Origin of the sequence: Streptomyces sp. NPDC007863, assembly GCF_040633895.1 — a bacterium.
GTDB lineage: Bacteria > Actinomycetota > Actinomycetes > Streptomycetales > Streptomycetaceae > Streptomyces.
In genome coordinates, this window is the sequence record NZ_JBEYEI010000048.1 from 1 (window position 1) to 11,754 (window position 11,754).

10 protein-coding genes are annotated in these 11,754 nt (G+C 73.8%); 7 read left to right on the plus strand and 3 right to left on the minus strand.

Translation table 11 applies throughout. The features are described 5' to 3' along the window. Positions 1 to 159 precede the first annotated feature (159 nt). The 7 genes from ABZ621_RS37305 to ABZ621_RS37335 all read left to right on the plus strand — a co-directional run bounded on the left by ABZ621_RS37305 (position 160) and on the right by ABZ621_RS37335 (position 9,039). Positions 160 to 951, plus strand: coding sequence for an SDR family oxidoreductase (locus ABZ621_RS37305; protein WP_360611577.1), 792 nt, complete (start codon positions 160 to 162; stop codon positions 949 to 951). 11 nt (positions 952 to 962) lie between these two features. Next, a complete protein-coding gene (locus ABZ621_RS37310; protein ID WP_360611578.1) occupies positions 963 to 2,192 on the plus strand; it encodes an MFS transporter in 1,230 nt (409 codons plus the stop codon). 9 nt (positions 2,193 to 2,201) lie between these two features. Further along, positions 2,202 to 3,971: an FAD-binding protein gene (locus ABZ621_RS37315; protein WP_360611580.1), complete on the plus strand. Its 1,770-nt coding sequence runs from the start codon at positions 2,202 to 2,204 to the stop codon at positions 3,969 to 3,971. Positions 3,972 to 4,311: 340 nt separating this feature from the next. Continuing rightward, entirely contained in the window at positions 4,312 to 5,550 is a 1,239-nt protein-coding gene (gene wecB / locus ABZ621_RS37320; RefSeq protein WP_360611581.1) for a UDP-N-acetylglucosamine 2-epimerase (non-hydrolyzing), read from the plus strand. A gap of 25 nt (positions 5,551 to 5,575) precedes the next feature. Next, positions 5,576 to 6,325, plus strand: coding sequence for a hypothetical protein (locus ABZ621_RS37325; RefSeq protein WP_360611583.1), 750 nt, complete (start codon positions 5,576 to 5,578; stop codon positions 6,323 to 6,325). A gap of 65 nt (positions 6,326 to 6,390) precedes the next feature. After that, positions 6,391 to 7,629, plus strand: a complete 1,239-nt coding sequence (locus ABZ621_RS37330; RefSeq protein ID WP_360611585.1) for a VCBS repeat-containing protein — start codon at positions 6,391 to 6,393, stop codon at positions 7,627 to 7,629. A 174-nt stretch (positions 7,630 to 7,803) separates the two neighbouring features. After that, entirely contained in the window at positions 7,804 to 9,039 is a 1,236-nt protein-coding gene (locus ABZ621_RS37335) for an acyltransferase (protein ID WP_360611587.1), read from the plus strand. A gap of 79 nt (positions 9,040 to 9,118) precedes the next feature. Here the strand turns inward: ABZ621_RS37335 and ABZ621_RS37340 are convergent, their stop codons facing one another. From ABZ621_RS37340 to ABZ621_RS37350, 3 genes are all read right to left on the minus strand, one after another. Continuing rightward, the gene (locus ABZ621_RS37340) at positions 9,119 to 10,117 is read right to left on the minus strand and encodes an MsnO8 family LLM class oxidoreductase (protein ID WP_360611589.1); all 999 of its coding nucleotides are present in this window, start codon (positions 10,115 to 10,117) and stop codon (positions 9,119 to 9,121) included. Positions 10,118 to 10,137: 20 nt separating this feature from the next. Then, positions 10,138 to 10,683: a hypothetical protein gene (locus tag ABZ621_RS37345; RefSeq protein ID WP_360611591.1), complete on the minus strand. Its 546-nt coding sequence runs from the start codon at positions 10,681 to 10,683 to the stop codon at positions 10,138 to 10,140. A 117-nt stretch (positions 10,684 to 10,800) separates the two neighbouring features. Beyond that, positions 10,801 to 11,646, minus strand: coding sequence for an alpha/beta hydrolase (locus ABZ621_RS37350; RefSeq protein ID WP_360611593.1), 846 nt, complete (start codon positions 11,644 to 11,646; stop codon positions 10,801 to 10,803). Positions 11,647 to 11,754: the final 108 nt, after the last annotated feature.

The following is an 11,754-nucleotide window of genomic DNA, read 5'->3' on the forward strand; positions in this document are numbered from 1 at the left end:
TCGCCTTCGCGTGACGCGGTCGCGAGCTGAGGGCTCCCCTGAGCAGCGGCCGGGTACGGCGCACATCCCCCGCCGCCGTACCCGGCCGCTTCCCCAGCGGCCCTCCCGGCCGCTTCCCCCGCCGCTTCCTCCACCACCCACCTCTCCGAGGAACCCCTGATGGACCTGCGTATCCACGACCGCGTCTACCTCGTCACCGGCGCCTCGTCCGGGATCGGCGCGGCCACCGCGCGACTGCTGGCCGCCGAGGGCGCCACCGTGGTCGGCGTCGCCCGCAAGCCCTGGACCCCGGACACGTCCGAAGGCGTCGCCGCTTTCGACACCGTCGCCGCCGACCTCACCGACCCCGGCGCCGCCCGGTACGTCGTCGACCGGGTCCGTGCGCTGCACGGGCGGCTCGACGGGGTGGTCAACAACGCCGGCGCGCTCGTCTCCCGTACCGGCTTCCTCGACGTCGACGACGACGCCTGGGCCGCGAGCTTCGAGATCAACCTGTACGCGGCGGTCCGCGTGACCCGGGCCGCGCTGCCGCTGCTCCTGGAGTCCGACGCCGCCTCGGTCGTGCACGTCGCCAGCGAGGCCGCCCGGTTCCCGGACCCGTCGATCGTCGACTACGCCGCCGCCAAGACGGCGCTGCTCTCGGTGTCGAAGTCGCTCGCCGCCGAGTTCGGGCCGCGCGGGGTGCGTTCCAACGTGGTCTCGCCAGGCCCCACCCGTACCGCCCTCTTCGACGCCCCCGGCGGCTTCGCCGAGCAGCTCGGCGAGCGGTTCGGGCTGCCCGCCGACGCGGCCGTCGACCACTTCGTCCGCGAGGTCCGGCGGCTGCCCACCGGCCGCATCGGGGAGTCCGAGGACGTGGCGCGGGTCGTCGCCCAGCTCCTGTCGCCGCTGTCCGGGCAGGTCACCGGCGCCGAGTGGAGCGTCGACGGCGGCGCCCTGCGGCAGATCTGACGGCGCCCCCCATGCCTCTCGCCCTGCTCGCCCTCGCCCTCGGCGCCTTCGGGATCGGCACCACCGAGTTCGTCATCGTCGGCCTTCTGCCGGAGGTCGCGGGCGACCTGTCCGTGTCCATCCCGGCCGCCGGGATGCTCGTCACCGGCTACGCGCTCGGCGTGGTCGTCGGCGCCCCGCTGATGACCGCCGCCGGGAACCGGCTGCCCCGCAAGACCATGCTCGTGGTCCTGATGGGCGTCTTCATCGCCGGCAACCTGCTGTGCGCGCTCGCCGGCGACTACGCCGCCCTCATGGGCGGCCGGCTGATCGCCTCCCTCACCCACGGCGCGTTCTTCGGCATCGGGTCGGTCGTCGCCGCCGACCTCGTCGCGCCCGACCGCAAGGCCGGGGCCATCGCCCTGATGTTCACCGGTCTCACCCTCGCCAACGTGCTCGGCGTGCCCCTCGGCACCTTCCTGGGGCAGCAGTTCGGCTGGCGCTCCACCTTCTGGGCGGTGACCGCCTTCGGCGTCGTCGGACTGCTCGGGATCATCGCGCTCGTCCCGGCGCAGCCGCGCCCGCCCGGCTCCTCGCTCCGCGGCGAACTCGCCGTCTTCGCCCGGCCGCAGGTGTGGCTGGCGCTGCTGACGACGATGTTCGGCTTCGGCGCGGTCTTCGCCTCGTTCACGTACCTGGCGCCGATGATGACCGAGCTGGCGGGCTTCTCCGACGGGGCCGTCGCCTGGCTGCTCGTCCTCTTCGGCGTCGGGCTCTGCGTCGGCAACGTCCTGGGCGGCAAGGCCGCCGACCGCTCCCTGATGCCCAGCCTGTACGTCATTCTCGGCGCGCTCGCCCTGGTCCTGGTCGTCTTCACGTTCACCGCCCGCGCGCCGCTGCCGGCCGCCGTGACCCTGGCCGTCTTCGGCGCCGTCGGCTTCGCGACCGTGCCGCCGCTCCAGGCCCGGGTCATGCAGCAGGCCGAGGGGGCGCCGGCGCTGGCCTCCGCCGCCAACATCGCGGCGTTCAACCTCGGCAACGCCCTCGGCGCCTGGCTCGGCGGCCTCGCCGTCGACCACGGCCTGGGCTGGACCGCGCCGACCTGGATCGGCGCCGGCCTCGCCGCCGCCGGTCTCGGCACCGCACTGCTCTCGGGCCGCGACGACCGCCGCCGGGCGGCCGGGACGCGCGCCCTTCCCCTGGACTCCGCCCTTCCGGCGCCGCGACAGGGCGCCACCACACCACCGTCTCCGAGGAGTTGAGTCAGACCCATGCGATCCACGCGATCCACGCCCGCCACTCCCGCCACTCCCGACGCACCCGCCACGGCCGGCGTGCCCGCCGCGCGGACGGACAAGGGACTCGGCCGTCGTACCGTGCTCACCAGCGGCGCCGCCGTCGTCGGCACCGCCGCCGTGACCGGTGCCCTCGCCGTCCCGAGCGCCGCCGCCGCGGAAGCGACCGGCTCGGCGACCGCCTCGGCCGCCGCGGCGGCCACCGGCTCCACCGTCCGCCCCAGCGACCCCCGCTACGCCGAGCTGACCACCGGCAACAACCAGCGGTTCGTCGCCCGGCCCGACTACATCCGCATGATCCGCTCCAGCGCCGACGCCGAGCGCGCCCTCAAGGACGCCGTCCGGGCCGGCAAGCGGGTCTCGGTCCGCAGCGGCGGGCACTGCTTCGCCGACTTCGCGGTCCACCCCGACGCCGAGGTCATCCTCGACTTCTCCGAGATGACGCACGTCGGCTACGACCCCCGGATGCGGGCCTTCACCGTCGAGCCCGGCGCCCGCCTCCTCAACGTGTACGAGGCCCTCTACAAGGGCTGGGGCGTCACCATCCCCGGCGGCATCTGCTACAGCGTCGGCGCCGGCGGCCACATAGCCGGCGGCGGGTACGGCCTGCTGTCCCGCGCCCACGGCCTGGTCGTCGACCACCTGTACGCCGTCGAGGTCGTCGTCACCGACGGCCGGGGCGGCGTCCGGACCGTCGTCGCCACCCGCGAGGAGGACGACCCGCACCGCGACCTGTGGTGGGCCCACACCGGAGGCGGCGGCGGCAACTTCGGCCTCGTCACCAAGTACTGGTTCCGCTCGCCGGGCGCCACCGGCACCGACCCGTCCCGCCAGCTGATATCCCCGCCTTCCACGGTCCTCGTCAGCGCCGTCGACTTCCCCTGGGACCAGCTCGACGAGCGCAGGTTCAACCGGCTCCTCAAGAACTTCGGCGCCTGGCACGCCGCCCACAGCGCCCCCGACTCGCCGTACAACGCGCTGTCGAGCCTCTTCAACGTCAGCTCGAAGGCCCACGGCAGCCTCGGCATGTTCACCCAGGTCGACGCCACCGTCCCGAACGCCCGCGAGCTCCTCGACGACTACCTGGCCGCCATCACCGCCGGCACGGGCATCCGCCCGCAGGCCCTCACCCGGCCCACCGGCGAACTCCCCGCCATGCCGCAGCTCGCCGAACCGCGCACCCTGCCCTGGCTGCAGGCCACGCGCCTCGTCGGCACCAACAACCCGGTCATCACCGACCCCACCTCGCGCGGCGGCCACAAGTCCGCGTACATGCGCAAGAACTTCACGGACCATCAGCTCGGCGCGCTCTACAAGCACATGACGCGGTCCGACTTCACCAACCCGGACACCATGCTGGTGCTGTTCTCCTTCGGCGGGCAGGTCAACGCCGTCGCCCCCGACGCCACCGCGAACGCGCAGCGCTCCTCCATCTTCAAGATGTGCTTCCAGACCTTCTGGTCGGAGGAGAGCGAGGACGACTTCTACCTGGGCTGGCTGCGGGAGCTGTACGAGGAGTTCTTCGCGCCCACCGGCGGCGTCCCGCTCATCGACGACGCCACCGACGGCTGCTACATCAACTACCCGGACCGCGACGTCGCCGACCCGCGGCGCAACCGCTCCGGCGTGCCCTGGCAGACCCTGTACTACAAGGACAACCATCCCCGTCTGCAGCGCGTGAAGCGGCGCTACGACCCGTCCGACTACTTCCGCCACTCCATGTCCATCAAGCCCGCGAAGGACTGACCCAGAGCCCTCTCACACCCCTAGGAACCAGCAGGCCGAAGCCCTGCGCCCGGATACCCGGGCGCGGGGCTTCCGCGTTTTCCGGAGCCGGTTCCAGGAGGAGGCCGGCCCGGCCGGCCCGTGGCCGACCCCGGCCTCGAACACCCCCCGTTCGAGGTGCTGTTCGAGGCGGGGCGGGCGTCCGTTGACCCTCCGGGGGCCACGGGGGAAAGTTGATTCCAGGCCGCACGAGAGCCGCTGAACAAGCGCCCCGGCCGCACCACTCCCCTCCCCACCCCTTGCTCGGCGCTGCCCTGCTCCGCCCTGTCCAGGTCCGCACCCCACAGGAAGTAAGGAACCCATGCGCTCCCTCGCCGTAGTCCTCGGTACCCGACCGGAGGCCATCAAGTTCGCGCCGGTGATCCGCGCGCTCCAGAACGACCCCCGGTTCGCGCCGGTCGTCGTCTCCACCGGCCAGCACCGCCAGATGCTCGACGAGACCCTCGACGTCTTCGGCCTCACCACCGACGTCGACCTCAAGGTCATGGCCCCCAAGCAGACCCTCTCCCAGGTCACCTACCGCTCCCTGCGCGGCCTGGAGGACTGGTTCGGCTCCGCCGCCGTCGACGCCGTCCTCGTCCACGGGGACACCGCCACCACCTTCGCCGGCGCCCTCGCCGGCTTCCACCAGCGGGTCCCCGTCATCCACGTCGAGGCCGGGCTGCGCAGCGGCGCCCTCGGCTCGCCGTTCCCCGAGGAGGGCAACCGCCGGCTCGTCGCCCAGATCGCCGCCCTCCACCTGGCCCCCACCCCCGGGAACGCCGCCAACCTGCGCGGCGAGGGCATCGACCCGGCGACCATCGCCATCACCGGCAACACCGTCATCGACGCCCTCCGCTGGGCCTGCGGGCAGGCCGCCGACTACGGCCACCCGGCCCTCGCCGACCTCGACGCCGACCCCCGCCGGATCGTCCTCGCCTCCGCCCACCGGCGCGAGGCCTGGCCCCACCTGCCCGCCATCGGCCGCGCCCTGGCCCGCATCGCCGACGAGCCGGAGACCCGGGTCGTCGTCCCCCTGCACCGCAACCCGGTCGTCCGCGAGGGCCTGCTGCCCCACATCGGCGCCCACCCGAACATCACGGTCGTCGACCCGCTGCCTTACCTGGCCTTCTGCAAGCTGATGGCCCGCGCCGACCTGATCGTCTCCGACAGCAGCGGCAGCCAGGAGGAGGGCCCGGCGCTCGGCAAGCCCACCCTCGTCCTCGGCAGCGTCACCGAACGCGGCGAGGCCGTGACCGCCGGCACCGCCCGGCTCGTCGGCACCGCCACCGAGGGCATCGTCGCCCACACCCTCGAACTGCTCCGCGACCCGGCCGCGTACCTCCGCATGGCCAACGCCGCCAACCCGTACGGCGACGGCCGCGCCACCGGCCGCACCGTCGCCGCCATCGCCCACCACTTCGGCCTCGGCCCCGCGCCCGAGCCCTTCGACCCGACGGCCGCCGCCGACCCGGCCCCCTCCGCCCACTCCGCGCACACCGCCCACGGAGGCGTCCTCGGCGCCGGACACGACCGGACGGCCGCCCTCGCCCGCACCTGACCCCGACGAGAGGAACCGAACCGACATGAACACCCCCGCGGCCACGACCACCACCGAGCGCGAACTCAGCTTCGGCACCCCGCAGCTGCGCGCCACGCTCGTCCGCGACGCCGAGGACTACCTCATCGAGGGCCGCACCATGGTCGTCAACCCGAGCATGACGGCGGTGACCGTCGCCGAGACGCCCCGCAAGACGATCCCGGCCCTCACCTCCACCGTCCTCGCCGACACCCGCATCGAGCGGGCCGACACGCTGATCCTGCTCCGCCCCGGGCGCGAGGAGGTCGGCGAGGCCTCCCTGGTGGACGCCCCCGGCTGGGGCCACCTCGCCGACCTCCTCGGCGACCAGGGCGGCTTCCCCCGCGACACCCCGCTCTACCGCAGCCCGCAGGACGAGATCGGCACCGTCGTCTTCGACGCGGCGCACCTCCTCGGGGAGCGCGAGACCGCCGTCTCCCTGCGGGAGTTCACGGTCCGCGCCAACCTCTGGTTCGCGCCGGCCGGCACCGACTGCGTCATCCACAACGAGCACGACTTCATCGAGGTCCACACCCAGGTCCAGGGCCTCGGCCGGATGCAGCGCTTCCGAGACCGCGACCACGCCTCGCTCTACCAGGACGTGCTCATGAGCCCCGGCTACACCACCCCGGACCCGTTCTGCGCCATCGGCCCGCAGTGCACCTACCACTACCCGTACCACCAGTACCACGCCGACACCGACTGCGTATGGCTCGCCGTCGAGTACCACCCCGTCCCCCGCGCACCCCGGACGTGAGCACCACCCCGCACCGCACGCCCCTCCCTCCCTTCCGCCCCCCGCACCGAGGAGAACCGACCACCATGAGCGAGAACACCACCCCCGGGCTGCGCGTCCCCCGCTTCACCCCCGAGCTCGTCGCCGACCAGCTCCGCGACGGCTACTGGCTGGAGGCGCCCGACATCGACGGCGACGGCAGCCCGGACCTCTTCGGCTACGGCCTGCGCCTCGGCGAGATCTACTGGTACGCCAACGACGGCGAGTGGACCCGGCGCCTGATCGCCGACCGCATCACGATGCCCGTCGGCGCCGACTTCGCCGACGTCACCGGCAACGGCCGGCCCGACGTCATCGTCTGCTACGACCTCTACGGCCCGATCGGCACCATCCACGACGCCAACACCGAGGGCGGAAAGATCGACTGGCTGGAGAACCCCGGCCAGCCGGACAAGGACGAGTCCCGCTGGAAGCGCCACTACGTCGGCCGCGCCACCGGCATGCACCGGCTCCGCGCCGGCCACTTCACCCGCACCGACCGCCTCCAGATCATCGGCCTGCCCATCGTCGCCAAGGAGGACGTGCACGCCGTCCTTCCGGTCGTCCTCTTCACCGAGCCCGACGACGTGCACACGGCCGAGGAGTGGCCGATGACCGTCATCGACGACAGCCACTTCCGCATGATCCACGGCGCCGAGAAGAAGCAGGGCCTCATCCCCGGCTCCGAGCTCGAATCGCTCCTCCTCGCCTCCGACGAGGGCGTCACCTGGCTCTACTACGACGAGCGGCGCGAGGAGTGGGTCCGCGAGCTGATCGGCACCGGCGAGCTCACCCAGTTCGAGCAGACCGGCTTCCGCGGCAGCGGCGACCTCAACGCCGGCCGGCTCGGCGACGACCCGATGGCGTACGTCGCCGCCATCGAGCCCTTCCACGGCAACACCGTCGCCGTCTACACCAAGGACGCCGAGGGCAAGGGCTGGAACCGCGTCCTCCTCGACGTCTTCGGCGACCCCAACGAGAACGGCGAGGGCCCCGGCCACCAGATCGTCTGCGCCGACTTCGACGGCGACGGCGACGAGGAGTTCCTCGTCGCGCTGCGCGGCCCGTGGCCCTGGCAGGGCGTCATGTACTACAAGGCGATCGACGCGGCCAACGGCGTCTGGGCGAAGTGGCGGGTCTCCGACGAGTCCGTGGCCCGCATCGCCACCGCCGACTTCAACGGCGACGGCCGGCTCGACTTCGCCACCATCGCCTACTCCGTCCAGAACTACTACGTGGCCAAGGACGCGAAGCTCATGGTCTACCGCAACCAGATCGAGCAGTAGCGGCAGCCGGCAGGCACCCCGCCCCCTCGCGCGCGCACCACGGTCCCGGGGCCCTCATCGCCCCGGGACCCCGCGGGCCCCACAGGCCCCCGCGGCACCCGGCAAGCCCCGCGGCACCCGCAAGCCCCCGCAAGGCCCTTCCTCCCCGCCAGCCAAGAGAGAGCGAACCCCACCGTGTCCTCCACGACCTCCCCGGCCACCGACACCGCGAAGCGGGCGAAACTGCCCTCCTTGACGGGCCTGCGGTTCTTCGCCGCCCTCCTCGTCTTCTTCTTCCACTCGTCCCTGATGGACTCGCCCATCCCGCCCAACGCCCCCATCAACCCCTTCGCCGACGAGGGCCTCGCGAACGCCTTCGAGACCGCGTTCAGCAAGGCCGGCTATCTGGGCGTCTCCTTCTTCTTCGTCCTCTCCGGCTTCGTCCTCGCCTGGGCGTCCAAGCCCGGCGAGCGGACGACCGCCTTCCTCCGCCGCCGGCTGCTCAAGATCTTCCCCAACCACCTCGTGGTCTTCGCCGCCTCGATGCTGCTGTTCGCCGGCGCCGCCGTCACCAGCGTCGCGAACTGGCTGCCGAACATGCTGCTCATCCACACCTGGTTCCCGCAGCCGGCCGTCAACCTCAGCGTGAACCCGCCGAGCTGGTCCCTCGGCAGCGAGCTGCTCTTCTACATGCTCTTCCCGCTGCTGATCGTCCCGATCCGCAAGATCCGCGGCGGCGCCCTGTGGTTCTGGAGCGCGGTGACGGTCGCCGGCACCATAGGCGTCCAGCTCGTCTCCACCTACCTGGTGCCCGCCACCCCGAAGTCCGCCATCACGCCCGTCTCCGACATGCAGTTCTGGTTCGGCTACCTGCTGCCGGCCGGCCGGCTCTTCGAGTTCGTCCTCGGCATCCTGCTCGCCCGGATCGTCCTGGCCGGCCGCTGGCCGCGCCGCATCGGCTTCGGCCTCTCCCTCGCCCTCACCGCCGTCGGCTACGCCGCCGCCCTGCTGCTGCCCTTCCAGTACGGCTTCGTCGCCGCCACCATCGTCCCCGTCGCCGCCCTCATCGCCGCCACCGCCGCCTCCGACGTCGACGGCCGCGTCACCTTCCTGCGCAGCCGCCCGATGGTCTGGCTCGGCGAGGTCTCCTTCGGCTTCTACCTCGTCCAGGGCGTCACGATCTTCTACCTGCGCTCCCTGCTCGGCGAGACCACGTACGGAATCGGCGGCTCGCTCCTGGTGATCGCCGGCTTCTTCGCCGCCTCCCTGCTCGGCGGCTGGCTCCTCTACCGCTTCGTCGAGGCCCCCGCCATGATCCGCTTCGGCCGCTCCAAGCGCCACACCGCCCGTACCGCCCCGGCCGCCGCCGTCACCGAGACCCCGGCGCCCGCCCCCGAGCCCGTCAGCGCCGGCGCCGCCCGCGACCACTGACCCGCCGCACCCAGCCACGGCGAAGAGCCCCGACCGGAAACCGGTCGGGGCTCTTCGCCGTGTGCGGCGGAAGGGGGGCTCAGCCCACGGGCACCGCCTCCGACTCCGCCCGCGCCGAACGGGTGGCGTCCTCCGAGAGGCCGAAGTACTGCGCGAGCAGCGCGTAGGACCGCTCCCGGTCGGCCGGGTCCGCCGTCAGCGTGTTGACGACGATCTCGTCCACGCCGTGCGACGCGGCCAGCGCCGACAGCGTGGCGCCCACCTGCTCGGGGGCCCCGGCCACCAGCGCCGTACGGTGCACCTCGGCCCGCTCCCGCTCGGCGTCGCTCCACCGGTGGCCCCGCACCGTCGCCAGCGACGGCAGGGGCCGGTCCTGCCCCAGGTCCTTGCGGGCCCGCCACAGCAGCAGGCTCCGCGCCAGCTCCTCGGCCCGCTCGGCGGTCTCCGCCGTCACGACCCGCACCGCGAGCACCCCGCCGCCCGTCCGGGCGCCGGACTCCCGGGCCTCGGCCCGGTACCCCTCCAGGGCGCGCACCCCGCCGTGCGGGGAGAAGAAGTGCCCGAAGGCGAACTCGGTGCCGAGCCGCCCGGCCAGCCGGCCGGAGTCGCCGCCCGCGCCGAGCAGCCACACCCGCGGCGGCACCGGGGCCTGCGGCACCACCCCGTACGGCCGCCGTCCGCCGCGGGCGCCCAGCAGGGCCAGCAGCTCGGCGACCTTCGCCGGGAAGTCGTGCGCCGGACCGCCGGCCCGGCCGAGCCCGAGGTCGACCCGCCCCGGATGGAGCGAGGCGAGCACCCCGAACACCTCGGCGACCTTCGTCGGCGCGTAGCGCGGCATCAGCACCCCGCCCGTGCCGACCCGCAGGTGCGAGGTACGGGCGAGGACCGCGCCCGCCAGCATCTCGGGGGCGCTGGAGGCGAAGCCGGGCGAACCGTGGTGCTCGGCCGCCCAGTAGCGGACGTACCCGAGCCGCTCGGCCGAGGAGGCCAGGGCGAGCGAGGCCCGCAGCGCCTCGTCGGGCGTCTGGTCCTCGCCGACCGGCGTCTGGTCGAGGACGGAGAGTCGGAGGGAGGTCATGACGTGGGCTCCTGTCCGCTTCAGTGCCGGTGGCCGGACGGGACGCCGGAGGCGCCGGACACCGTCGCCGGCACGATCCGGAAGTCCCGCTCGAAGACGAGGTTGTGGAGGTCGGCGGCGGCGATGGCCCGCAGCGTCGGCAGCTCGGCGGCGGCCTGCGCGTCGTCGAAGACGTTCAGCGGCCACTCCGCCACCGTCGCCCCGCGCAGGTGCGGGTGGTGGAAGCCGCGCCCGTAGTGCGCGTACAGGGTCACCGGCGCGATGCCGCCGTCGCGCTGCTCCGCCCAGGACAGCGTCCACGCGTGGAACAGGCTGCCGTCGTCGGACCGCTGCACGCCGGTCGCCGCCAACGTGCCCTGGCCGAGGATCAGTTCCTCGTTCAGCTCGGTCAACGCCTGCCGGGCGTACGGGTCGAGGAGCCCGGCCGCCGTACGGAACAGCTCCTCCTTGCCGGACCGCGAGACGGCGTCGCCGTGCCGGCCGTCCCGCAGGTCGGCGAAGTGGCGCAGCAGCGCGTCGAGGTTGGGGGCGGCGGGTACGGCGGCGGGCGGGAACGGTGCGGTCATGGCATGTCTCCCAGGAAGTCGTAGAGGAGGAAAGAAGGGATAGGGATCGAATCGAGCGGGGAACGGCCGTCCGGGGCGGACGCGGCGGGCTCAGCGGGCTCGTCGGGCTCGTCGGGTTCAGCGGGCGTCGAGGAAGGCGCGCAGCGCCGTCCCGATCAGCTCCGCCGCCGAGGCGCCCGATGCCACGGGGCGCAGGAACGCCCCGTGCCCGGTCCGCGGCAGCTCCCGCAGCGTCACCGGCACACCGGCCGCCCGGAGGAGTCCGGCGTAGCGGCGCACGTCGTCGCCCACCGGGTCGAGTTCGCCGACCGTGAGGATCGCGGGGGCGACCCCGACGAGCCCGTCGGCCTCGAACGGCGTGCTGTACAGGCGGGTGCCGTCGGCCGCGGCCGGCGACCCGGGGGCCCGGTACTCCCGCCAGGCGCCGGCCATCGCCGCCGCCGACGGGAAGGCCCCCACGTGACGCCGGTACGAGTCCGCCTCGCAGGCCGGGTCGAGCGGCGGGTACGCCAGGACCTGGGCGGCCAGCGGCAGCCCCCGGTCCCGGCGGGCGAGCGCGGCCGACGCCGCGAGCGTGCCGCCCGCGCTGTCCCCGCCGACGGCGAGCACGGGCTCCTCGCCGTCGCCGCCGGCCGCGGCGAGCTCCCGCTGGGCCTGCCCGGCCGCCCACTCCAGGGCGGCGAGGAGGTCCTGGACCATGTCCGGGTGCCGGGCGGCCGGGGTGAGCCGGTAGTCGACGCTCACCACCGTCATCCCGGCGGCGCGCGCCAGGTCCGCGGTGGCCGGGTACCACTCCAGGGCCGAGCCCGCGCGCCAGCTGCCGCCGTGCGCCCACACCAGCCATCTGCCGGCGCGCGGCCGCTCGGGCCTCAGGACGAGCCCCGGGACGGGTCCGCCGGGTGCGGGGACGCGTACCTGCTCCCAGCTGACCGGAGACGGCTGCGGTCGGGTGTGCAGAGCCATCGGACGTTCCTTTCATGAGGCCGTCGCGTGCGGCCCGCGGCCCACGGTGGCCGCGTGACCGGGTCGTCACAAGGCGGAGTTGCCCGAGTGTGCGGCCGTCTCGGGTGT